The sequence below is a fragment of the Caldicellulosiruptor hydrothermalis 108 genome, assembly GCF_000166355.1.
Classification (GTDB): Bacteria; Bacillota; Thermoanaerobacteria; order Caldicellulosiruptorales; family Caldicellulosiruptoraceae; genus Caldicellulosiruptor; species Caldicellulosiruptor hydrothermalis.
Window position 1 is genome coordinate 821,522 of the sequence record NC_014652.1, and the last position, 21,508, is coordinate 843,029.

27 protein-coding genes, 3 tRNA genes and 2 pseudogenes are annotated in these 21,508 nt (G+C 36.3%); 22 read left to right on the forward strand and 10 right to left on the reverse strand.

Features of this window, described 5'->3' with window-relative positions; all coding sequences use genetic code 11:
• The first annotated feature begins 135 nt into the window (after positions 1–135).
• The 3 genes from CALHY_RS13790 (at position 136) to CALHY_RS03920 (ending at position 4,055) form a co-directional block, all read left to right on the forward strand.
• A complete protein-coding gene (locus CALHY_RS13790) occupies positions 136–2,760 on the forward strand; it encodes a phage tail tape measure protein (protein WP_013402712.1) in 2,625 nt (874 codons plus the stop codon).
• Positions 2,761–2,838: 78 nt separating this feature from the next.
• On the forward strand, positions 2,839–3,264 hold the full coding sequence (locus CALHY_RS03915) for a hypothetical protein (RefSeq protein WP_013402713.1): 426 nt from the start codon (positions 2,839–2,841) through the stop codon (positions 3,262–3,264).
• A 74-nt stretch (positions 3,265–3,338) separates the two neighbouring features.
• On the forward strand, positions 3,339–4,055 hold the full coding sequence (locus CALHY_RS03920) for a DUF6338 family protein (protein WP_013402714.1): 717 nt from the start codon (positions 3,339–3,341) through the stop codon (positions 4,053–4,055).
• Here CALHY_RS03920 and CALHY_RS03925 read toward each other — a convergent pair.
• Positions 4,052–4,252 (reverse strand): hypothetical protein, encoded by a 201-nt coding sequence (locus CALHY_RS03925; RefSeq protein WP_013402715.1) that lies wholly within the window; start codon positions 4,250–4,252, stop codon positions 4,052–4,054. The genes CALHY_RS03920 and CALHY_RS03925 overlap by 4 nt on opposite strands.
• 97 nt (positions 4,253–4,349) lie before the next feature.
• On the opposite strand from CALHY_RS03925, the gene CALHY_RS03930 reads away from it, so the two are divergent.
• The 12 genes from CALHY_RS03930 (at position 4,350) to CALHY_RS03980 (ending at position 11,004) form a co-directional block, all read left to right on the forward strand.
• The gene (locus CALHY_RS03930; RefSeq protein WP_013402716.1) at positions 4,350–5,006 is read left to right on the forward strand and encodes a LysM peptidoglycan-binding domain-containing protein; all 657 of its coding nucleotides are present in this window, start codon (positions 4,350–4,352) and stop codon (positions 5,004–5,006) included.
• 12 nt (positions 5,007–5,018) lie between these two features.
• Positions 5,019–6,017 (forward strand): XkdQ/YqbQ family protein, encoded by a 999-nt coding sequence (locus tag CALHY_RS03935; RefSeq protein WP_013402717.1) that lies wholly within the window; start codon positions 5,019–5,021, stop codon positions 6,015–6,017.
• Positions 6,010–6,411, forward strand: coding sequence for a hypothetical protein (locus CALHY_RS03940; protein ID WP_148222341.1), 402 nt, complete (start codon positions 6,010–6,012; stop codon positions 6,409–6,411). The genes CALHY_RS03935 and CALHY_RS03940 overlap by 8 nt, the downstream gene beginning before the upstream one ends.
• Positions 6,411–6,851: a DUF2634 domain-containing protein gene (locus CALHY_RS03945; RefSeq protein ID WP_013402719.1), complete on the forward strand. Its 441-nt coding sequence runs from the start codon at positions 6,411–6,413 to the stop codon at positions 6,849–6,851. The genes CALHY_RS03940 and CALHY_RS03945 overlap by 1 nt, the downstream gene beginning before the upstream one ends.
• Positions 6,844–7,926, forward strand: coding sequence for a baseplate J/gp47 family protein (locus tag CALHY_RS03950; RefSeq protein WP_013402720.1), 1,083 nt, complete (start codon positions 6,844–6,846; stop codon positions 7,924–7,926). Before CALHY_RS03945 ends, CALHY_RS03950 begins: the two co-directional genes overlap by 8 nt.
• Complete coding sequence (locus tag CALHY_RS03955; RefSeq protein WP_013402721.1) at positions 7,919–8,464, forward strand: YmfQ family protein; 546 nt, start codon at positions 7,919–7,921, stop codon at positions 8,462–8,464. The genes CALHY_RS03950 and CALHY_RS03955 overlap by 8 nt, the downstream gene beginning before the upstream one ends.
• The gene (locus CALHY_RS13300; protein WP_013402722.1) at positions 8,464–9,258 is read left to right on the forward strand and encodes a hypothetical protein; all 795 of its coding nucleotides are present in this window, start codon (positions 8,464–8,466) and stop codon (positions 9,256–9,258) included. The genes CALHY_RS03955 and CALHY_RS13300 overlap by 1 nt, the downstream gene beginning before the upstream one ends.
• Positions 9,259–9,260: 2 nt before the next feature.
• A complete protein-coding gene (locus tag CALHY_RS03965; RefSeq protein ID WP_013402723.1) occupies positions 9,261–9,533 on the forward strand; it encodes a hypothetical protein in 273 nt (90 codons plus the stop codon).
• The gene (locus tag CALHY_RS13715) at positions 9,526–9,672 is read left to right on the forward strand and encodes a hypothetical protein (RefSeq protein ID WP_013402724.1); all 147 of its coding nucleotides are present in this window, start codon (positions 9,526–9,528) and stop codon (positions 9,670–9,672) included. The genes CALHY_RS03965 and CALHY_RS13715 overlap by 8 nt, the downstream gene beginning before the upstream one ends.
• 184 nt (positions 9,673–9,856) lie before the next feature.
• Positions 9,857–10,111, forward strand: coding sequence for a hemolysin XhlA family protein (locus CALHY_RS03970; RefSeq protein ID WP_013402725.1), 255 nt, complete (start codon positions 9,857–9,859; stop codon positions 10,109–10,111).
• Positions 10,112–10,129: 18 nt separating this feature from the next.
• Positions 10,130–10,678, forward strand: a complete 549-nt coding sequence (locus CALHY_RS03975) for an N-acetylmuramoyl-L-alanine amidase family protein (RefSeq protein ID WP_013402726.1) — start codon at positions 10,130–10,132, stop codon at positions 10,676–10,678.
• On the forward strand, positions 10,675–11,004 hold the full coding sequence (locus CALHY_RS03980) for a phage holin, LLH family (RefSeq protein WP_013402727.1): 330 nt from the start codon (positions 10,675–10,677) through the stop codon (positions 11,002–11,004). Before CALHY_RS03975 ends, CALHY_RS03980 begins: the two co-directional genes overlap by 4 nt.
• A 326-nt stretch (positions 11,005–11,330) precedes the next feature.
• On the opposite strand, the gene CALHY_RS03985 is transcribed toward CALHY_RS03980, so the two are convergent.
• Positions 11,331–11,406: transfer RNA gene (locus CALHY_RS03985), tRNA-Trp, on the reverse strand.
• Positions 11,407–11,594: 188 nt separating this feature from the next.
• Between CALHY_RS03985 and CALHY_RS03990 the strand changes: the two genes are divergently transcribed.
• Complete coding sequence (locus CALHY_RS03990; RefSeq protein ID WP_013402728.1) at positions 11,595–12,989, forward strand: alpha-glucosidase/alpha-galactosidase; 1,395 nt, start codon at positions 11,595–11,597, stop codon at positions 12,987–12,989.
• Positions 12,990–13,035: 46 nt separating this feature from the next.
• On the opposite strand, the gene CALHY_RS03995 is transcribed toward CALHY_RS03990, so the two are convergent.
• The 3 genes from CALHY_RS03995 to CALHY_RS04005 all read right to left on the reverse strand — a co-directional run bounded on the left by CALHY_RS03995 (position 13,036) and on the right by CALHY_RS04005 (position 13,956).
• Positions 13,036–13,428, reverse strand: a complete 393-nt coding sequence (locus CALHY_RS03995; RefSeq protein WP_083790228.1) for a DnaB-like helicase N-terminal domain-containing protein — start codon at positions 13,426–13,428, stop codon at positions 13,036–13,038.
• Positions 13,343–13,618, reverse strand: coding sequence for a DnaB-like helicase N-terminal domain-containing protein (locus tag CALHY_RS04000; RefSeq protein WP_013402730.1), 276 nt, complete (start codon positions 13,616–13,618; stop codon positions 13,343–13,345). Before CALHY_RS04000 ends, CALHY_RS03995 begins: the two co-directional genes overlap by 86 nt.
• 182 nt (positions 13,619–13,800) lie before the next feature.
• Complete coding sequence (locus CALHY_RS04005; RefSeq protein ID WP_049772014.1) at positions 13,801–13,956, reverse strand: MerR family transcriptional regulator; 156 nt, start codon at positions 13,954–13,956, stop codon at positions 13,801–13,803.
• Positions 13,957–14,121: 165 nt separating this feature from the next.
• On the opposite strand from CALHY_RS04005, the gene CALHY_RS04010 reads away from it, so the two are divergent.
• The 5 genes and pseudogenes from CALHY_RS04010 to CALHY_RS04030 all read left to right on the forward strand — a co-directional run.
• Positions 14,122–14,925 carry a helix-turn-helix domain-containing protein gene (locus tag CALHY_RS04010; RefSeq protein WP_013402731.1) on the forward strand — a complete coding sequence of 268 codons (804 nt, stop codon included), beginning with the start codon at positions 14,122–14,124 and terminating at the stop codon, positions 14,923–14,925.
• Positions 14,906–15,196 (forward strand): annotated as a pseudogene (locus CALHY_RS04015) (Uma2 family endonuclease); the annotation flags it as partial. The gene CALHY_RS04010 and the pseudogene CALHY_RS04015, both read left to right, overlap by 20 nt.
• Before the next feature lie 68 nt (positions 15,197–15,264).
• The gene (locus CALHY_RS04020; protein WP_013402620.1) at positions 15,265–16,695 is read left to right on the forward strand and encodes an ISNCY-like element ISCahy1 family transposase; all 1,431 of its coding nucleotides are present in this window, start codon (positions 15,265–15,267) and stop codon (positions 16,693–16,695) included.
• 105 nt (positions 16,696–16,800) lie between these two features.
• Complete coding sequence (locus CALHY_RS04025) at positions 16,801–17,313, forward strand: Uma2 family endonuclease (RefSeq protein WP_238524581.1); 513 nt, start codon at positions 16,801–16,803, stop codon at positions 17,311–17,313.
• Positions 17,314–17,332: 19 nt separating this feature from the next.
• Positions 17,333–17,806: pseudogene (locus CALHY_RS04030) on the forward strand (N-terminal phage integrase SAM-like domain-containing protein); the annotation flags it as partial.
• A 233-nt stretch (positions 17,807–18,039) separates the two neighbouring features.
• On the opposite strand, the gene CALHY_RS04035 reads toward CALHY_RS04030, so the two are convergent.
• From CALHY_RS04035 to CALHY_RS04050, 5 genes are all read right to left on the reverse strand, one after another.
• Positions 18,040–18,116 (reverse strand) — tRNA-Arg (locus tag CALHY_RS04035).
• 68 nt (positions 18,117–18,184) lie between these two features.
• Positions 18,185–18,272, reverse strand: a tRNA-Leu gene (locus CALHY_RS04040).
• A 113-nt stretch (positions 18,273–18,385) separates the two neighbouring features.
• Positions 18,386–18,607, reverse strand: a complete 222-nt coding sequence (locus CALHY_RS13385) for an FmdB family zinc ribbon protein (protein WP_083790229.1) — start codon at positions 18,605–18,607, stop codon at positions 18,386–18,388.
• 93 nt (positions 18,608–18,700) lie between these two features.
• Positions 18,701–19,219, reverse strand: a complete 519-nt coding sequence (locus tag CALHY_RS04045; RefSeq protein ID WP_013402736.1) for a ferritin — start codon at positions 19,217–19,219, stop codon at positions 18,701–18,703.
• A gap of 122 nt (positions 19,220–19,341) precedes the next feature.
• Positions 19,342–20,289 (reverse strand): ISNCY family transposase, encoded by a 948-nt coding sequence (locus CALHY_RS04050; protein ID WP_013402015.1) that lies wholly within the window; start codon positions 20,287–20,289, stop codon positions 19,342–19,344.
• Positions 20,290–20,667: 378 nt separating this feature from the next.
• Here CALHY_RS04050 and CALHY_RS04055 point away from each other — a divergent pair, with 378 nt between their 5' ends.
• On the forward strand, positions 20,668–21,507 hold the full coding sequence (locus tag CALHY_RS04055) for a Rossmann-like and DUF2520 domain-containing protein (RefSeq protein WP_013402737.1): 840 nt from the start codon (positions 20,668–20,670) through the stop codon (positions 21,505–21,507).
• The last annotated feature ends 1 nt before the right edge of the window (position 21,508 follow it).

Sequence of the window (21,508 nt, forward strand, 5' to 3'; positions counted from 1 at the left end):
ATTCCAGCGCTTTGGTATAACACCTGATGAGTTTTACTCAAAGCCTTATAAAGTTCAAGCTTTTATTTTAGCTTCGATGGAAATTCAACTTGAGGAAGAAGAAAAAGAACGGCAAAAAATAGAGAGGCGTTGAGCATGGAAAGTGAAGTTTATCGAATAGAAATACCTATCATTGTAGACGATGAAAGCGAGAAACCTATTGAAGAAGCAAGCAGGAGAATAAGCAGATTTGAAAAAAGCGCTGAAAAGACAAACAAGATGATTAGGCAGTATTTTCAGCAGATAGCTAAGATGAAAATTGAGCCTTACATGAAAATAAGGGACAATCTCACATCATCGGTGATAAAAGCCGATAGATTGCTGAAAAAGCTTGATTTAGAAAAGGCTTCCCCAATCATCACTGCACAAGATAGAGTAAGTGCAGTAATTGCACGTATCAATGCAATGATTGACGCAATGAGTAAAGGCAAGATAGATGTTATAGCTGAAATGAAAGGGCCACTTGCCGATGAAGTTGTCAAAGCTAAAGCTGCCTTAAGTGAGCTGAATAACATCAAAACAGGACCTATTGCTGAGCTAAGAGGAGAATTATTTAGTCAGTTGACTAAAGCCATGTCTGAGTTAAAAAACGTTGACAAGTTAATTGTAGAACCAAAGGCAACGTTGAAGGATGAGATCAGTTTAAAACTACGCGAAATCAGAAAACAGCTACCACTGCTGACCCAAAAAGCATGGACTGTTACACTAAAAGCAAAAGATGAAGTTACAGGAGTATTTAAAAAAGTTACTAATGCTTTGAGGAGCCCACTTGCAATGGTAGGACTTGGTGTTGGCGTAGGTTCAGCAGTGTATGACTCATTCAAAAAAGCAATAGACTTTGAAGCTCAGATGTCTTCCGTCAAAGCGCTTACAGGAATTAGCAATCAGGAATTAACAAAAATGCAAATGCTGGCTATTAAGATGGGGGCAAAGACAAAATATTCAGCACTTGAAGCAGCACAAGGTATAGAAGAGCTACTTAAAGCAGGTTTGTCGGTAAAACAAGTTATGAGCGGAGGACTTGAAGCGGCACTGAATTTAGCTGCTGCAGGCGACTTGGAATTAGCAGATGCTGCTGAAATTATGTCTACTGCAATGAATGCTTTTAGGGGAGATGCAATTTCAGCAGCACAAGCAGCAAATATCTTGGCAGGAACAGCTAATGCATCGGCAACATCGGTGCAGGAGTTACGATATTCACTGGCTATGGTATCGGCTGTTGCTTCTAACATTGGTATGAGCTTTAGAGATGTTAACGCTGCACTTGGTATCTTTGCAAATAATGGATTAAAAGGGTCTGACGCGGGTACTTCTTTAAAAACTATGCTGATGAATTTGATACCGCAGACAAAACAACAAGTTGAGATGTTCAAAAGACTTGGGTTGATAACTAAGAATGGGACAAGTGCTTTCTTTGATGCACATGGCAGGTTAAAGTCACTTGAAGAAATTGCAGGGTTGCTAAGAAGTAGGCTAAAAGGTCTGACTGAGGCACAGCGCATGGCTGCACTTGAAATTATGTTCGGTTCAGATGCAATCAGAGCTGCTAACATTCTCTATCGTGAAGGCGCAGAAGGTGTCAGAAAATTCATAAATGAAATGAGCAAAGTAACAGCTCTTGATGTTGCAAAAGAAAAAATGAACAATGCAGCAGGTGCCATAGAGCAGTTCAGAGGCGCTATTGAAACGCTTCAAATTTCAGCTCTTATGCCTACAATGCCACTGATTCGCAAATTTGCACTTTGGGCTGCTGATATGGCTGAAAGGTATACTCCAAGAGTTACAAAAGAGATTGAAAAGATGACAAAGGGTATAGAAGATTATTGGAACAGTTTGAAACGTAACGAAAGATTTAGAAAGTTGGATTTTCAAGGAAAGATAAATTTTGTCATAGAAGACCTGAGTGCTAAGTTTGGTAAATGGTTCGATAAAAAAGCTGCACCGCTTGTTACAAAGTATGGAGATTTATTGGGCAGGGGAATGATTGATGGACTACTAAAGGGTACAACGGCAGCAATTACATCCAGTCCTTTGCTTAACTTCTTACTTGCTGGTTATATAGCATCAAAAGTGCCTGGCCCACTATCTGTTAAGGTTACTGTTGCAATAGGAGTTGTATTCCTTGGGCAGGCAGGCAAGGTAATAAATTGGTTGATGGAGAATAGTCCTATAAATCCTGAAAACAAAAGAATAATTGAAGAAAACAAAAAAGTGCAAGAAACAGCAAAGCAATGGAAAAAAGAAGCAGAAAAAGGAAAAGTACCATTGCCTAATACTGCCATTACAAAACCAAAAAAGAGTATCACACAGAGAATATTAGAACCATTTAGAAATATTCAGAGATGGATTAGAGGATACTCTACGGGTGGTATTTTAACGCGTCCCCACATCGGTATGGTAGCTGAGAATGGTCCAGAAGCTATTATTCCTTTGTCAGCCGATAAAAGAAATAGAGCTTTGGCTTTATGGACAGAGACAGGCAGAATATTAGGAGTTCAGCATTATACTGAGGACAGCCTTTTAGGCAGAATTCCTGTATTGTCTGCGCCAAATTCTGTTGTAATAAATGCACCTGTCTACTTAAACTTTGATTTGCAAGGATTGATAGGAAGTGTAGTTTTTGAAAATAAAAATGAAATTGAAAAGAATATCGATGCGTTGTGCGATAAAATAGGTGAGGCTTTAAAAGATGTATTTAACAATATCCCAAAAAAGAAATGAATTTAAAAATTGTAGAAGGAATTTTGCTTAACAGTGTAGAATTGTATTTTTAAAACACAAAATGACAGGTGTTTAAAGATGCGCATAGCTATTTTCGTATTAGGTTTGTTAGGGTCTTTATTGGGATTACTAGTTAATCTAGCTTATGTTTCAGATTATTCCTTATCATGGATTGGAATAATTGCATATGTGTGCTCTATTATTGCAACATCACTCGCATTACAAAAGCCAAAAGATGCATACTGGTTTATGATAGTATTTGGTATAGTAGGCCTATTATTTTCGCCTTTTGGAGAAGTAAGCATTGTAGCAAGTGCGTTAGTTATAATCGGCGGAATTATAGGCAAGATTATTACAAGAAAAGAACGGACAGATGAATTGCAGATTAGTTTATTTTCAGTTTTCAAGAGCTGGTGGGATGCTGGTAGAAAGGATTACAAATGTGAGTACAGAGAAGAGAGATTAAAAGAAGAAACTATCGACAGGGATAAAACAGAAGAATAAAGATTTACAATCTTAAAGGAGAGGGCTTCCTCTCCTTATTGTTTGAGTGAGGTTAAGCAAAGGAGAGGATCAAGGTGGATTTATTTCCTGAAACATTAAAAATTATTCTTTTATTATTTCCTGGGTTGGTTGCTTTGTTTGCTACAGAAAACATGATTGGTCAGGATACCCGTAAAAGAGATTCTATAGACAGACTATTTATAGCATTCTCATATACTATTCCTGCATTTGCAATTACCATAGGGCTATTTAAGTTAGTTGCATTAATTCCACCTATTGGCAAAATAATTGAAAAATATTATCAAAATAATAGATTGTTTAATTGGTATTCTGGGGATACAAAATTAGAGAATTTTTTGGTTTTTCTTGTGATTTATATTTTTCTGGGCTTTTTATCAGGAATATTAGTTAGTTATTTTGTGGTTGCTCAATTAAATGAAAAAAGTATTTCAAGGAGAATATCTAATAAAATAAGGCGAATATTGAACAAACCAGACATTGGTGGTGGAATATCTCCTTGGGACAAACTATTTTGTAATCGAGAAAGTCAAGTAATTGAAGTTATTAGGCCTGATGGAGAACGAATAAAAGGACTGCTTAAAGATTTCACATTTGCAGGTGATGAAGTTAGAGAAATAGTATTAGAAGGAATTAAAGAGGTAAGTGAAGGAAATGATTATCTACAAAACGTGAAATATGTTTATTATCATTTTAACAGTGGGACAATAATCAAAGTTTTTGACATTAAAGAATGGCAAGAAGCTCTAGAAAAAGAAGGCAAGAACGTCTAATTCTTGCCTTCTTTTTTATTGGTGTCAGTATTCTGCTTTTTGGGTGGTAATTTAACTTTGCTAGCTAAATCTAATAAATATGAATTGTCTTTTGTACCATAACCATGTTTGAATATTTCACCAACAGGTTTTGATTTATTGGGAGTGATATTTTGTTTAGCTTGTTCTTGATGCTTGTAATTCTTGTTATCAGACATAGTTCAACCTCCTTTCTCTTCTTTTTGTTAATTTTAAATTTCAACATAAAAGTTTCAAATTCCTTTGTCGAACAATGTCGAAAAGAGGCGATGGATAATGGACTTTTACTTAACGGCTCCTGACGGGAGCCGTCTTCATTTTCCGATAAATCCTGAAAGAATTACAGTAGAAGCAGGGAACAAAACACAAACATACTCAATTGTCAATCTCGGTGACATAGTGATTCCACGAGGAATTGTCCCTGCGCGATTCAGCTTCGAGGGTTTTTTCCCTGGAGAGCTAAGAAAAAATGCTTCATATGTGAAAGATTGGCGACATCCCAAGGAGCTTATAAATTTGCTTGAGAGGTGGAAAAACAACAATACAAAATTGAGACTGTTAGTAACTGAAACGACAATCAATCACGATGTATATTTCGACGGTGAAGGGAGTCTGCAATATGAATTCAAAGGTGGTCATGGTGATTGCTACTATTCGCTAAAGTTGATTGAGGCAAGGAATTTAGTAGTTATGGCAGAGAATGAGTTAAAAACAAAAGTTTCTGCAAGTAGTAAAGGCAAAACTACAACAAAAAGGCCAACTCCACCGCCACCTAAAATTTACACGGTTAAGCCCGGCGACAGCCTGTGGGCAATAGCGAAGAAGACTTTAGGAGATGGCTCTAAATGGAAGACAATATATGAGCTTAACAAAAAGGTTATTGGCCCTGACCCAAACAAGATAAGGCCTGGCATGCAGCTTCGCATATCATAGAGGTGTTTTAATATGATTGACATTAGCAAAATTAAATATGAAGTATTCTTAGTAACGCCGCAAGGTGAGAGGATTTCACTCTCACCTTTTTTATTGGATTTGAGCTGGGAAGAGAATGAAGGTGAACTTGCAACAAGGGCAGAAGCAGAGTTTAGAAACGTGAAATTACAAAACAAATGGCTCCATCAATGGTTGGCATTAAACAGTAAGGTGTTTATCTACTCGGATTGGGGCAGTGGTCTACAAGAGGTTTTCAGAGGCAGTATATTTGTATGGCGATTTAGAGATGATAGCCAAGCAACAGTAGGTATAACTGCTTATGATGATTTGATATATCTCGCAAAGAGCAAGGATGATAGATTCTACAAAGCTGGTATGACAGCTAAGGGGATTATTCAGGATATAGCAAGGGCATGGAATATTCCACTTGGCACAGTCCAAGGGCCAAACGTCAAGTTGGCAAAGCAAATTTTTCGGGGCGATACATTGGCAGATATGATTTTTTCTGTGTTAGAGCAAGCAAAAAAACTTGGTGCTGGTAAATGGATTGTAAGAAGTAAACAAGGCAAGGTTGATGTAATTAAGGTCGGTTCAAATAATACTGTTTACTGTTTTACTCAAGATACAAACATCAGCAGTATAGAAGATCAGCAAGACATAGAAGATTTAGTAACAAGAGTGAAGATAATTGGTGCAGAAGATAAGGAAGGGAGAGCACCTGTTGTTGCTAAGCTTGATGGCAAAACTCAGTTTGGAATACTGCAAGAGATTGTATACCAAAGGCAATATGATAACCTATCAGCAGCAAAAACTGCAGCACAAGAAATTCTAAAAGAGCGTGGTCAACCACGAAGGCAAAGAAGAGTAGCAGCCCCTGATATTCCTTTTTTGCGTAAGGGTGATAAAGTAAAAATCGTTGCAGGAACTTTGAACGGCTACTATATTATCTCAAGCATAGCACATGATGCTACTAACCGTACGATGACAGTGGAGGTGGAGGATGTTGGCTAACAGTGGGGCAAGCAAATTGGCACAGGTGTTGATAGAGAGAATAGCAACACAAACTCAAAAAGCTGATGTCCTAGAGCTTGGCACAATTCAGTCTGATATGAGCTTGAAGCTTGATAGATTTTCGGTTCCAATACCACAAGGTGAATATTTAGTTGCAGAGTGGCTTGTGAAGTTAGAAATACCATTCTTTGAAGCAAAGGCTACTCAAACAGGACTTAAAGATAGTACCGGCGGTGATGTAACTGGCGAAGCTAATTTTAGTTTTCAGCCTGCAAACATAGATAAGGTAAAGTTGAATTTCAAGGCTGATTTGAAAGCAGGTGATAGGGTTTTGGTTGCATGGGTAAATGATAACACCGACCCGGTTGTTATTTGTAAGGTGGTGAGTAGCTGATGCCAGAGCTTTATCCAGTTTTTGATATGCCAGAGTTAATAGAGCAGACAGAATCCATAAAGCAATATGGTAAGAGTTGGTTATTTGATTTTGAGAAAGGAGATTTTTTTACTGACAGCTCAGGGCGAATACTTGAAGCTGATGAGCATCAAGCATGGGTGCAGTGGTGTATAAAAACAGTTCTGACAGAACGCTTTGCATATTTGATATATAGCACTGATTATGGAGTTGAAATTGAGCAAGCACTAAAACAATCTGATCGCAGAACAGTGGAGACAGAGTTAGAAAGAGTTATTACAGAGGCTTTACTTATAGATGAGAGAACAGAAGTTGTAAAAGATTTTGCTTTTGAATGGCAAGGTGATTCTCTCAAAGTTAGCTTTACCGTTGTATCTGTATTTGGAACATCGGAGAGAATTGAGGTGACGTATAGTGGCTGAATTACCTGAGTTTTTAAATGAAACCTATGAGTCGATTTTAGAACGAATGCTTTCAAAGATTCCTGATAATATTGATAAAAGTGAAGGTAGTTTTATCTATGATGCATTAGCACCAGTCGCTGCAGAAATAGCACAATGGATTATTGTTCTAAAATCCTTGCTTGATAAGGTGTTTGTGCAAACAACGTATGGAGAATATTTAGACATGAAAGCACAGGAATTTGGTTTAGAAAGGAAACCAGCAGCAAAAGCAACTGGTAAGGTAACATTTTATGGGCAAGCAGGAACTATAATACCTCAAGGAACAAAGGTTGCCACGGAAAGTACAGGAGAGGCTGAAGGTATTGTGTTTATAACCTTAAACGAAGCTGTTATTGGACAGGATGGTACAGTAACTGTTGATATAGAGGCAGAAACAGCAGGTACACAAGGAAACGTAGTTGCAGGTGCAATAAAACTCTTATTAGACCCAGTTGATGGGGTTACTGCAGTTACAAATACTCAAGCGACGACAGGGGGAACAGACGCAGAAGACGATGAAAGTCTGCGACAAAGGATATTAGCAAAAGCAAGGAATCCTGTGACGTCTGGTAATGTTAATCATTACAAGCAATGGGCATTAGAAGTTGCAGGCGTCGGTGATGTAAAGGTGTTTCAGCTCTGGAGTGGACCGGGCACGGTTAAGGTGGTAATCATCGACTCTAATAAACAACCTGCCAGCGCTGACCTTGACAATGCAGTTTATCAGCACATAGAGGAAAACAGACCGATTGGTGCACAGGTTACTGTTGTATCAGCGCAGCCTTTAACCATAAACGTTTCAGCGACAATTGTTAGGGATACAAACTACACGCTTGAGCAAGTAATAACGAATGTTAGAAGCAAGATAACAGAGTATCTAAAGAGCATAGCGTTTAAACAGTCTTACGTTAGCTATGCACAAATAGGAAGCTTGATATTAGACAGTGAAGGCGTATTGGACTATAGCAATCTTACCATTAATGGCGGGACAGCAAACATCGTAATAGGGGACGAGCAGGTTGCGGTATTGGGCGAGGTGATGCTAAGTGAGTGATGTGACAAAGTATGTGCCAGAGTTCTTGTTACAAAGCAAGATTTTTCAAACAGTTTACAATATTGAAAACGATGAGCTGACAAGTGTTGAGAATGCTATAAACGATATTTTAAATCAATGTTTTATTGACACAGCGACTTGGGGGCTAAAATATTGGGAGCAACTGCTCAATATACCAGTTGACGAAAATAAACCTGCTGATTATAGACGCAGTGTAATAAAGTCCAAAATCAGAGGAGCAGGAACAATAACGGTTAGCCTTATAAAAACAGTTGCAGAAGCATATTCAAACGGTGAGGTTGAAGTTACTGAAAATGTTGCTCCATATACATTTGAAGTTAAGTTTGTTGGCACAAGAGGTATTCCGCCTAATCTTGATGATTTGAAAAATATTATCAATGAGATTAAACCTGCGCATTTAGCTGTAACCTACACATTTACTTATCTTATCTGGGATGAGCTTGACAGCAAAAATTTAACGTGGGACCAGTTTGACGCTTTAGGTTTAACTTGGGATGAATTGGAGGTGCTTAAATAATGCCCGAGTTAACACCACGGCTTGGAATCAAAAAACCTTTGGGTAATGAAACAGTTACAAGAGCAAGTTTCAACGAAAACTGGGATATAATTGACCAAAACGCAGCAAAGCAAGCTGACCTTGACGCTCACATCACCGCTCCAGCACCGCACAGCGGACATGCACCGTTGCAGCACACCCACGCAGGCAGCGACATAACAAGCGCGGTTGCGAGTGCTACAAATGCAGATACTGTCGACGGGAAGCATGCGAGCGATTTTGCTGCTGCTTCGCATACGCATGTTATAGCGGATATAACCAATTTACCATCAATTAGTTCTTCACCAATAGCGAATACAATTGCTCTAAGAGATAGTGCAGGTAAAATATCTCAATTTATTCCTATGTTTATTTTTTGGAATAACACAACAATAAGTATTCCAAATGCAACCGAAACAAAATTATCTTTTAATACTGTCATAATAGATACTGACAACATTTATAATGCTGCTGATACAACAAAATTCGTTATAAAAACAGCAGGCAAATATATATTTATGGCAACAGTCGAATTTGCAATGAATTCCACAGGTTTCAGACAAATTGCAATAAAGAAAAATGGGATAAATATAGTTGTTCATAGGCATCCAGCAACAACATCTGAACTAACAATAATCTCTTGTTGTTCACCTGTTATTTCTTGCTCTGTTAATGATTATATTGAAGTTTATGTTTACCAAAACTCGGGTGGTGCACTATCCATAAATGTTCCACCATATGCTCCAATATTTTCAGGATTAAGGGTAGGTGATTAAAAATGATATTACATTTTAACAAACCTAACAATCTTGACCAACTTCATGATGAGCTTCTTAAAAATAACATAATACCTGAAAGAGTAGAAGGAAAAGAAAATGATATATGGATAACAATATCTGATGATACTTCAGAAAATGTTATAACACTCATTAATCAAATTGTAGAAAGTCATATACCACAACCTAAACCCAAAGAATTTACACTTGAGCAACGCATAGCCGATTTAGAGCAGGCAATAGCTCTAATTGTAGGTGGTGGTTTAGGTGCTTGAGGCGATTAAAAATATATTTGTGAGAGTAATACAACGTCGCATGGCAGAGGAAGGCAAAACGGCAGAAGAGATTTTGAACGATTATCCAAAGCTAACAGATGAAGAGAAGACTGAAATCCTTTCAGCACTCCAGCGCTGAGCTGGGGTGCTGATTTGTTGAGGTGTGGTAGCAATGAAACTATGCATAGATTGCTACTGGTGCAGGGGAAACACAGCGACGACGTATCGCTGCGACCTGCACCGTTTGCTTTGCTTTGAGGCGTCGCAGCAGGCTTGCGGCGAGTGGCGGGCTGCTGAAACTGAACAGAAAGGGGATAGAGAAAATGAACAGCGAGCAGGTGATACAAGAAATCCTTGAACGCTTAACAAGGATAGAAACAAAGCTTGATGACTATAATAAAGTACGAGAAAAGATTGATAACGCTAATTCGCAGCTACAAATACACGAAGAGAAGATTAAGCATGTAGAAGGGAGAGTATCGAACATCGAAGCAAACAATAAATGGCTCTGGCGGACAGTCGTCGGAGCCATTATTACTTTGTTGATGAGTATAATTGCTACGTTTATAAAAAAATAATGAAAGGAGATGCTGAAAGTGAAAATCTGTATAGACCCCGGCCATGGCGGTTCTGACCCGGGAGCTGTGGCAAATGGGCTTAAAGAGAAAGATTTGACTCTACAGATTAGCTTAGAAGTTGCAAAATTGCTAAAAGCTGCAGGACATCAAGTCATACTCACAAGGGACAAGGATATTTATGTTCCTTTGAATATCAAACGAACTCCAGCTTGCGATATATCAGTATCAATTCATATCAATGCAGGTAGCGGGCAAGGTGTTGAAGTTTGGCATGCTCTTTACAATAAGCCTCAACAATCAAAAATGTTAGCAAGTTATGTTCTGCAGTTTATACTGAAATCTGTGCCAGCGCTTAAGAACAGAGGTTTAAAAAACAAAAAGAGTATTCATGGAAACTGGGATTATTACTTCATGCTGAGATGTGCAAAGGGTATTCCGATTCTTGTTGAATGTGGTTTTATTGACTCAAGCGATGCTAAAATACTAAAAACAAGATGGAAAGACATTGCAAAAGGTATAGCAAATGGTATTTTAGAATTTATTAAAGCAGGGGGCGTTAAGCAATGAGAGAAGCAGTAATGCAGGCTTTTGTTTATATATTGCAAGCTCTGATAGTTATTGTTGGTGGTTACATTATAGCGTATCTGAAAGCAAAAGTAGGGCAACAAAAACTAAACATTGTTCTCAAAGTAGCTGAACAAGTTGTTAAAGCAACAGAGCAGATTTATGCAAACGTCAAAGGCGCTGGAAATAACAAAAAAGAACTTGCTGTTAAGTTCTTAATGGACAGGTTCAAGTTAACCGAGAAAGAGGCTGAAATGTTTGTTGAAGCAGCGGTAAGAGAGCTTAAAGTTTTAGAGCTTGAAGCTACTAAGGATATAAAACAGCAATGAGCGGGGCGTCGTGCCCCGCTTTTTGCATTTTTATTCTATGAAAGCGGTTACAATACAAAACAACGTTCTCTATTGAGCTGATAGCTTACTATGAGATAAGCTAAAATTGCAAAGACAAAAGGCTTTTGCCACTTGTTCTTTTTCTCTTCCCACCAGTAGGGAGCGTGGCGCAATGCCACGCTTTTGCATTGTTGTTGGACAAACAAAAAAGGCTGAGTCGCCGCTCAGCTTGGTTTGTTATATATCATATTATATTGTATGTTAGCAAAATGTTTGCAAAATATATGTGTTAGCAAATTTTAAATTCTTAAAACACTTGATTTGTCTGGCAGGGGCGGAGGGACTCGAACCCCCAGCCAACGGTTTTGGAGACCGCTACTCTACCAATTGAGCTACGCCCCTACACTTACTTTATTATAATGGAAAAGATATAGAATTGTCAACATCTTTTTAGGATACACTTTTGAAAAGTTAAAGAAAAAAACAGAAATACTGGAGATAAATAAAAGTTAAAGATAATAATAGTTTGGTTTTAAGTGAGATTTGTGATATAATTTATTTGAAATTTACAATTATTATAGGAGGGAGTAATGTTGAATACCACATCAGAACAACAAAAACAAATCAATATAGCATACATTGGTGGGGGGTCACGTGGCTGGGCATGGAGATTGATGACTGATTTAGCTTTAGAGAAGGACCTGGGTGGTACTGTGAGACTTTACGACATTGACTTTGAAGCTGCTAAGACCAACGAAGTAATAGGCAATAAACTATCAAGCAAACCTGAAGTAGTAGGGAAGTGGCAATATGTTGCTGTAAAGAGTTTGGATGAAGCTTTATATGGTGCAGATTTTGTTATCATTTCAATTTTGCCTGGGACTTTTGAAGAGATGTATTCAGATGTCCATGCACCTGAGAAATATGGTATATACCAGTCTGTAGGTGACACAACAGGACCAGGTGGTCTTATCAGAGGACTTAGGACTGTTCCTATGTATGTTGAATTTGCAGAAGCTATAAAGAGAAATTGTCCAGATGCTTGGGTTATCAATTACACAAATCCAATGGCTATATGCTTAAAAGCCCTATATGAGGTATTTCCTAAAATAAAAGCTTTTGGCTGCTGTCATGAAGTTTTTGGTACACAGAAGCTTTTGACAGAGGTTGTAAAAGAATTTTTAGGAGAAGAAAGAGAAATCTCAAGAAGAGAAATCAAGGTGAATGTTCTTGGTATAAATCATTTTACGTGGTTTGACAAAGCATCATACAAAACTCATGATTTATTCCCTCTTTACAAAGAATTCGTGAACAAATACTATGAAGAAGGTTTTGAAAAAACAAAAGGATTGTGGGAAAAAGATTATTTTGCTTCTGCAAATAGAGTAAAGTTTGACTTATTTAAACGCTTTGGACTTATCGCTGCAGCAGGTGATAGACACTTGGCTGAATTTGTTCCTTACATTTATCTTACAGACAAAGAGACAGTTTATAAATGGAAATTCAACTTGACACCTGTTGAATGGAGAATTAAGCACAGAGAAGAGTTGATTAAACTTAGCAAAGAATACGCATCTGACCAAAAAGAAGTTCCATTGAATCCTTCTGGAGAAGAAGGAGTCATGCAGATGAAAGCTATTTTAGGTTTGGATACGTTGGTGACAAACGTGAATTTGCCAAATATGGGTCAAATACCAAACCTTCCGATAGGTGCTATAGTTGAGACAAATGCAGTATTCACACATGATGACGTCAGACCAGTTTATGCAGGAAAGCTGCCTTCAGATTTGGCAAGCATAATGACAAGGCATATCAGCAATCAAGAACTTATAGTTAAAGCGGCTTTAGAAAAGGATTTGAACCTTGCAAAAAGAGCATTCTTGAATGACCCTGCAGTTGAAAGACTACCGCAGAGCAAAGCTGAGCAGCTTTTTGAGGAGATGATAAGTAACACTAAAAAGTATTTGGCATATTTAGGCTTGTAAGGATTACAACAATTTCAAAAATAACCATCAGGGGCTTGTTAGCTGTCTAATAACGAGCCCCTTTTTCTGGGATAAAATTTTGTACAAGCCAAAGATGTGTTCCTTGCCGTCTATCATTTTCTGCAGCTTCAGAAATAGTCAGAACCTTGATACTTCCATATTGTTCGTTCTCGATAAAACTTGTTTCATTTGTCAAATTCAACAAAATATGCTTAGCTTGCTTGATATCGCCAGTTTGTAACGTGTTCAAAAGTAATTTACTTTTCTTTATTGTTTCCCTTAAGATTGATTTTTGTTTTACAAGTTTTGTGTAATACATTACATTAGCTGTTGTGGGTACATTAAGCATGATATTAGTTAAATACTCCTGTCCACCAACAATTTCTAAAAAATTTCTCTTTTTTAGTTCTTCTGTAACTGTGATAATATCCCACAGGATTTTTGCTTTTGTAAAGGCTTATAATTGTTTCAAAAATTATACCAAGATTAGCATTATAAAAATCTTCTTTGCTTAAAACTTTTTCAACTTCCTGTATCACATCTTGGTTAATTATCATCGAACCGACAACTGCTTCTTCTGCTTCTAAGGAATACAAGTTTGAATTTGGCATATTAAATATTTCTTCCATTTTAAATCACTCCTTAGTATAGCAACCAACAAACAGCTACTATCAAGCCATTCTGCCGATGACCGCACAGAATAGCGATTAGAGAGAAGAAAGGGGATAGCCAACATGGTAAGTACCTGTTATTTATTTTGGCAAGCTTGTTCATTGACCCAGCGGATAAAAGCCTCTTTGGGTATAAGGATTCATCGCTGCCCAGCTAAGATTTTGGGAAAGTCTTTGCGGTGTACCAAAGTGAGCATAACATTATAGGAAATTCCCAGTATTTGAGCAGCTTCTTTAATGCTTATGGTGAGTTTCTCAATCTTTTCTTTTTGTGGTTGGGGATTGTAGATTTCCATCAGAATTGCCTCCTTTATGTTTCAATAATAATCAAAATAATGTTTCATTCTTCATCAATATTAATTATAATGTTTCATATAATTTTTGTCAATAAAAATGTTTCATTTTTATTTGTTCAATGTTATAATGTATTAAAAAGAAACATTATGGAGGTGATTAACTTGATGGAAGAAAATATTTTTGCTGTGCGTTTAAAAGAGTTGCGTGAAGAAGCAAATTTAACTCAAAACGAATTAGCAGAAAAGCTTGGTATAGGAAGAGCTACTTTAAGTAATTATGAACTTGGCGTGAGAAAGCCAGATATTGATACTTTGCAAAAAATAGCTATGTATTTTGATGTTTCAAGCGATTATCTTCTTGGAATTTCCTCAATAAAGAAAAGAGATTTTTTAAATTCATTGGGAAAAATTACAAAAGAGGAAAACATTAAAGAACTGAAAGACTTTTTTAAGAATAAGGAAAACGTAAAAGCTTATTTTGAATATATAGTTTCATTGTTTGAACCTTTATTAAAAGTAATTTCTATTTATGAAGACGAAAAAATTTTAGTTGATAAATATGATGAAATAAAGAAAAACTTTTTAGAGCTTTTTATGCCAATTTTGGATATGTTAGAGGCTTTATTAATAATTTCTTATAAAAAGAGTTATCCTTTTATACTAAACACAAATGTATTTGATGATGCGCTTTCGTTTTTAAAAGATAAAAAATCAAAATTTTTCATTTTTGATATACCAACATTGATTAACGAAACACACGAAATAGTAAAGATGTTTGTAGAACAGTTGAGTGGTAAGTCAAAAGCAATTTCAGATAATAGTTATGCACTATACAATTTTTTCTATGAAAATATTACAGATTTACAAGAAAAACTACTAATGACTGTAGGAGTACTTTGGCAAATTTCCCAAAATGAAGATTTAAAATCTATTAAAGAGGGTGAATCTGATGGAAGCCAGAATACCTAAAATATACACCTATGCAGACTATCTTCAGCTACCGCAAGACGTAACGGTAGAGCTCATTGATGGCATTATTTATGATATGAGCCCTGCACCATCAAGAATACATCAAGAGATAATATTTGAATTAACATTAGTTATTGGAAACTATATTAAGCAAAACAATAAACCATGTAAAATATACACGGCTCCTTTTGATGTTATCTTAGTAGCCTTTTGCAAAAACGCTCAAGATGAGCGTTATCAAGCTTTACATAGAATCAAAAAAGACTGGTCACCCTCCTCATAATTGTAGTAAAATATGATTATATAAAACAAATTTTCTACTATGAGGAGGGTTCCAAAATGTTCAACACCAAACCTAAACAACTTTCTTTCATAGACCTATTCTCCCACCTAAAGGCTTTGGCTCTCTACAAGCCTGAAAGCCTCTTGGGCTTGTTCAATAAATTCATTGACTTGTCACATTATATACCTTCTTCTTTCTACAATGCCTACTACAAATATTTCGGTAAGCATAGATACTTCTCTTTAGAATCTATGCTTTGTTGCTTCCTCGTCCAAAAATTGCTCAAACTCAATACTTTAACTCAGCTTCGTGCTGTCTTACTCAACTCATTCGAACTTCGCTCATTTTGTAATCTTCATGGCAATGTCCCTTCTATCTCTACTCTCTCTCGCTTTAGAAAAATATTTGCAAGTGAAATCCATAAACTTTTTCAAAATATCTCTATCCATGCACATAATATTTCCATCCAACAATGCCCTCAAGATTCTTCAATCTTAATCTTCGACACAACAGGTATTGTCCCAAAGGTTCGTGAAAACAATCCTAAATTCATTCATCTACTGCTGAAAAATACCTCAAAAGCTAACCCTGAACTTCCCTCTGAAAAAGTCTACTCTCTCGTTTATTCTTCTTTGCCTAAAACTGCTAACGCTAATTCTAACATCCGTCTTATGTTTGTAAATGGCCATTTCTGCTGGGCTTTAAAATTTGCAGTCATTACCAACGCTCTCGGTATCCCTTTAGCTTTAGTACCTCTGTTTAACTATGATTCCCCTTCCTCTGACCCACAAGAAGCAAAAGCTATCTCCGACTCTAAAGGTTTAATTCCTTCGCTCGAAACTTTATTCTCTTATATCCCCAAAAATTTCTCCACTTTCATCGCCGACAGTGCTTTGGATTCCCACAACATATACTCCACTTTAAAAAATACCTTTAACTTCTCCAAAATCGTTATTCCACTAAATACAAGAGCTTCTAAAAATACTACACCTACATCAGACCCCAATATCGTTATTTCTGAAGATGGTATCCCTATCTGCAAAAAGTTCAACAAACCTTTTAAACCCGAAGGCAAATGTCAGGGTAAAAATCGCTCTTTGCGCCTTAAATGGACTTGCCCTATGTCACAATACAAAGATGGCAAACGCATCTGCTCTTGCCCTCAGCCTTGTACTACCTCTAAATCGGGTAGAATGTTCTATACATACCCAGATAACTTTCGCTCTTTCCCAGGTATCAACAGAAATTCACAAGAGTTTTTTGACCTCTACAAAAAACGTGTCGCTGTAGAGCAGACTATTTACCACCTGAAATCCTACATGGGCTCTGATACTATCTCTACTTATGACCATATTTCTATTTTCTCTGATTTCTTGCTATCTGCCATTACTTTCTCGCTCTTGTTTATTCTCGCTCACAATATCAAACTCTATTGCTCTAAATTGACTATCAAAAAACTTAACAAGCTCAAAAAACTTATCGCTTAATACTACTATTTTTTAAATCTATTTCTTACAAAAAATTTCTGGTTTTGTTTTTACTTAACCTTCTAAAACAAGGAGTTAAGAAGGCTTAGGATATTATTGTCTTTTTTGAAGTTGTTAATTTTTGTCATATGTTTGTTGCTGATTATTTTTGTTGGTATTGATAATATTTGGTTTTCACTTCTCTTTTCTTTTTGTATCTTGATTGTATTTCATGTTAGTATTGGTGCCTTTTACCTTCAATCACCACCTATTTTGCAAACGCCTAATGTTATCTTAGTAGAGGAAGAGCAAGATGAAAGACAAGCAACAAACGTTGTACAGCCTGATATCTCAATTATCTGCGACAAGAAAAAACTCACTGAAAGAGGCTGTGTTGGAGCTCCTGAGATGATAATTGAGGTTGTATCAGAATATAATCCCTCTCACGATTATGTGAGAAAGCTAAACCTGTATAATCAATTTAAAGTCAAGGAATATTGGATTGTGAACCCTAATAACCAAACAATACTTATATACAGGCTCAAAGACAATGAAGATTACCTGCCACCAGAAGCTTACACTTTCAATGACAAGGTCAAGGTTGGTATTTTTGAAGACCTTATAATAGACTTTGCTTAAATCAAAGAGGTGTTATAAAATGCCTGCAAAGACCAAAAAGAGAGGAAATAATGAAGGCAGCATATACAGAAGAAAAGATGGTCTCTGGTGTGGTCAAATCACCATAGGAAGAGATGAAAACGGCAGACAAAAGAAGCAGTATTTCTATGGCAAGACAAGACAGGAAGTTGCCGACAAGATAGCCAAAGCATTGAACGACTTAGCAAATGGAATATATGTTGACCCTGCAAGAATGCTGTTAAAAGACTGGCTTAACACTTGGCTTTGGGAATATAAAAAACAGACATTGCGACCTTCAACTTTCCAAGACTATGAAAGCCTTATCAATAATCATATTATACCATCTATTGGACATTATAAACTTAAAGATTTAAGGCCTGAACATTTGCAAGCGTTGTATAACTCTAAATATGAGAGCGGACTTTCATTATCTACTATAAAACACATTTATGTTATCTTACACTCATCTTTAGACCAAGCTCTAAAAAATGGACATAATGACATTTCAACAACTCTCAATATCTATTCTCATGTTATGCCAGAAATAAAGAAAGCTGCTGCGATGAAATTGAACAGTTTATTTGAGAATATAAACATAAAGGGTAACCACTCCTAAAGCATTGGAGTAGCTACCCTAAATTTTTACAGTTTCTCGGGTAGCTGTAGGGTAGCTGTAAAAAATGAATTTGTAATATTATTCCAAATCCCAAAACTCTTAAAAACAACTGGCGCGCCCAGGAGGACTCGAACCCCCAACCCTCAGATCCGTAGTCTGATGCTCTATCCAATTGAGCTATGGGCGCGCATCTGCTTTTCAATTGTTAAATAAAAAATAAAGCCCTTTTTTACAGGGCCTTATTTGCTTTTTAACTGGTGCCGAGAGCGAGACTCGAACTCGCACGGGCATAACGCCCACTACCCCCTCAAAGTAGCGTGTCTGCCAATTCCACCATCTCGGCACCTCATTGACTTTGCAATATATATTATAAAGAGCTCTTTTGAGTTTGTCAATAACATTTTTCAAATTTGCTCTGTACTTTACTCAGCCGCTTTGCAGAGCTGGGATTTATCTTTAACTTCCACAACAACCTCTTGAACCTGAACAGTAGCTGCAGCTGCTGTTTTTTGCACCACTTCCTGCAGATAGCCCAATGTTTATTTTTGAATAATCTCTTGTGACGTCACTTGACGCACATTTTGGACAACTGATTTTAAGACCGTTCGAGATTTCTGAAATGGACGCTCTTATTTCAAAAACTTCTTGGCAGCTGTTGCAAACGAATGTGTAAAACATCTCTTTGGTCACCTTCATCCGAAATTTTTACTATCTAATATAGTATAGTGCAAAAGGACTTTAAAATCAATAGGGCTAAAAACTGGATGCATCCTAATTTTCCTGCAGAATAGATGGCGGTGTGTACACTCTTGTTGAAAGTTCTTTGTCCAAAAACAGAAGTCCGCTTGGGTCTTCTTTTATGAATTTCAGCTTCCTCAAAATCTTGTCCATTGTTTCTTCTTCCTCAGCTTGTTCGTTTATAAACCATTGCAAAAAGTTGTGGGTAGTAAGGTCTTTTTCCTCTAAAGCTGCCTTTGCAATCTCATGGATGGATGAGGTTATAAACCGTTCATGTGAAAGTGCAAGTTCAAAAACTTCTGTAGGTGAAGAATAATCTATTTTTGGCTGTTTTAACTCTTTTAAAATTACTCTTCCACCTATTTTGTTTATATAGTCAAATATCAATCTTGCATGATCAAGCTCTTCTTTTGTCTGGACCATAAAAAAGTTAGCAAAACCATCTAAATTTTGTGAAGCAAAATACGCTTCCATTGCTGTATAAAAGTATGCTGAGAATAGTTCTCTGTTTAACTGTTCATTTAACATCTCAAGGATTTTTTCACTTCTCATTTGGACTGCACCTCTCATATTTTAAATTTTGATTTTCAATCATATTAATACCCTTTCAAATATAAAAAATAACACTCAAGTTGTTGAATAAATAATTATACCATTAATGTTATTATATAGAACTATAAATTATTCCACGTGTATTTAAAAGAAAATTTACAGTTTTCAATTTTTTGAATATAGACCTCTATCAAATAAGTAATCATTATCCAGTCCACATGCCTCTTATATGTTCTAAAACCTCTTAACCTTATTTGTTCTAAATTGTATTCTCCTTTTAACTTCCCAAATAATCTTTCAATTTTTGTCCTTTGCTTATATAACCTTTGTCCTTCCTCACTTCTTAAAAATTCCATATTTTTTACCCTCAAAATATTTTTTACATTACTAAAATCCTTACTATTTCTCTTATTTACCGCCGCTACAAACTTTATCTCAAGTCTATCTGCCACCTCAAACCACTTCGCACAATCATAACCTGCATCCGCTAATATTACTTCAGGTCCAAATATCTTAGCTTCATACAAAAGTTCTACTACTTTACTGTCATGGATATTTGCACGTGTCAACCACCATACTATAGGTATAACCTCATCTTCAACTGTTGCCAACACATGTAATTTATACCCATTGTAAAAACCTAAACTAACACATACTCCTACTTCTGCCTCTTTGTCACCCCTCGAGCTTCTCAAAGGTGTGGAATCTATAGCACAAACTTTTGTCTGCGGAACTATTTCTCTCACTAAAATTCTTGCTATCCCTTCTATATACCCTTCTTCAATTACCTTTGCCCATTTCGAAAAATATGAATGATCAGGGCTCTTCTCTATCCCTATAGCCTTTTTAAATTCTTCATCTTCATTTATCTTGTATTCTAATTCCCTGAAGCTGTTTATCTTGTTTTTGACTTTGTAAACAAAACAAGCTATTATATGGCTTAGCTTAAATTTCTTCGGTCTTCCTCTCCTGCTGCTCTTTATCTTTAATCCCAGGGCTTTTATTACTTTCTCAATTGTCATAAGTATCTTTAAAAATTTTTGTTTTTGTGTTTTAATAAAATTAGACATTGCCATCCTCCTTTGTTAGGTGTTTTTAGTCTTCTCTTATCGTAATTTTACCTCAAGGAGGATGGCTTTTTATATATCTATTTATTGTCTTTTCTGTTAATCCCTTTTATTCAACAAGCTAAAAAATATAAAAAATAACACTATATTTTTTGCTAAGTTGTGGTATAATTAATTATGAAAAGATGGCATCGACAAGATTGTCGAGCCATACTTTTAAGATTCTTAATATTTGAAAGTTTAAAATCAAAAAAATTAAAAAGCTGCCCTGATTTTTAAAGAACAGGGACTGCATATGAATTTGAAGACAAAATTTTTTCAAGCAAAGAAAAGGCAGACTCTGTTCTGCCTTTTTTAGTTTTTATATGGAGGTATATTGAAGTGAAAATAGGCTTTTATGGGGCTTCAAGAGCCGGCATTTCTCTTGCGCTTTATTTCAAGGAGTATGGGCTTGAGATTACAGGGTTTTATAACAGAACATATGAAAAAGCCACAAAAGCTTCTTCCATGACAAAAACGCAGGTATTTGAAAATCCTGAAGATCTTGTAGAGGCTTCTGATGTGATTTTTATAGCTATTTCTGATACATTTATAGAAGAAGTTTCCAACAATCTTTATTCGCTGCATTTGTCACAAAAAGTGATTGGACACTTATCAGGTGCACTTGCATCTGATGCTATTAAAACCGAATGCAGAGGAAAATTTTCTCTTCATCCTATTCAGACACTGAGAGGGCAGCCTGAAGATGTCCAGCTCTTAAAAAAAGCGGTGTTTTCTTTAGAAGGCGATGATGAAGGTAAAAAGATTGCTAAGATAATTTTGCAGAAAATAGGGAATAAATATATAGAGCTCAAAAAAGAGGACAAAGTAGTTTATCATCTTGCAGCAACAGTTGCTTCAAATTACCTTATAGCTCTTTTGAACTTTTCGTATTTGCTTTATAAAAAAATTGGACTTGAAGATGAGGTCATTTTTTCTATAATAAAGCCTCTTTCTTTTGCATCACTTGAAAATTTTTTAAAGGATAGACTTAACTGTTTGACAGGACCTGCCGCAAGAGGCGATGTTTTGACACTTCAAAAACACTACAATGCTTTGCCAGATGAAAAGAAAACTACTTTTTTAGAACTTTTAAAGCTTGCGGCAGATCTGATATTTGAGAAGGGCGATGAAGATGTCTACGAAAAACTTCAACAATTTATAAATTATGTAAGGTGGTGAA

Coding starts and splice junctions, on each gene's coding strand:
- CALHY_RS03935 (WP_013402717.1), top strand. CDS start 5,019: ATGATTGACATTAGCAAAATTAAATATGAAGTATTCTTAGTAACGCCG.
- CALHY_RS03965 (WP_013402723.1), top strand. CDS start 9,261: ATGATATTACATTTTAACAAACCTAACAATCTTGACCAACTTCATGAT.
- CALHY_RS04045 (WP_013402736.1), bottom strand. CDS start 19,219: ATGAGAAGTGAAAAAATCCTTGAGATGTTAAATGAACAGTTAAACAGA.
- CALHY_RS03925 (WP_013402715.1), bottom strand. CDS start 4,252: ATGTCTGATAACAAGAATTACAAGCATCAAGAACAAGCTAAACAAAAT.
- CALHY_RS04005 (WP_049772014.1), bottom strand. CDS start 13,956: ATGGAAATCTACAATCCCCAACCACAAAAAGAAAAGATTGAGAAACTC.
- CALHY_RS04050 (WP_013402015.1), bottom strand. CDS start 20,289: ATGTCTAATTTTATTAAAACACAAAAACAAAAATTTTTAAAGATACTT.
- CALHY_RS04020 (WP_013402620.1), top strand. CDS start 15,265: ATGTTCAACACCAAACCTAAACAACTTTCTTTCATAGACCTATTCTCC.
- CALHY_RS04010 (WP_013402731.1), top strand. CDS start 14,122: ATGGAAGAAAATATTTTTGCTGTGCGTTTAAAAGAGTTGCGTGAAGAA.
- CALHY_RS04000 (WP_013402730.1), bottom strand. CDS start 13,618: ATGGAAGAAATATTTAATATGCCAAATTCAAACTTGTATTCCTTAGAA.
- CALHY_RS03970 (WP_013402725.1), top strand. CDS start 9,857: ATGAACAGCGAGCAGGTGATACAAGAAATCCTTGAACGCTTAACAAGG.
- CALHY_RS13300 (WP_013402722.1), top strand. CDS start 8,464: ATGCCCGAGTTAACACCACGGCTTGGAATCAAAAAACCTTTGGGTAAT.
- CALHY_RS03915 (WP_013402713.1), top strand. CDS start 2,839: ATGCGCATAGCTATTTTCGTATTAGGTTTGTTAGGGTCTTTATTGGGA.
- CALHY_RS13385 (WP_083790229.1), bottom strand. CDS start 18,607: ATGTTTTACACATTCGTTTGCAACAGCTGCCAAGAAGTTTTTGAAATA.
- CALHY_RS13790 (WP_013402712.1), top strand. CDS start 136: ATGGAAAGTGAAGTTTATCGAATAGAAATACCTATCATTGTAGACGAT.
- CALHY_RS03930 (WP_013402716.1), top strand. CDS start 4,350: ATGGACTTTTACTTAACGGCTCCTGACGGGAGCCGTCTTCATTTTCCG.
- CALHY_RS03945 (WP_013402719.1), top strand. CDS start 6,411: ATGCCAGAGCTTTATCCAGTTTTTGATATGCCAGAGTTAATAGAGCAG.
- CALHY_RS03980 (WP_013402727.1), top strand. CDS start 10,675: ATGAGAGAAGCAGTAATGCAGGCTTTTGTTTATATATTGCAAGCTCTG.
- CALHY_RS03990 (WP_013402728.1), top strand. CDS start 11,595: ATGTTGAATACCACATCAGAACAACAAAAACAAATCAATATAGCATAC.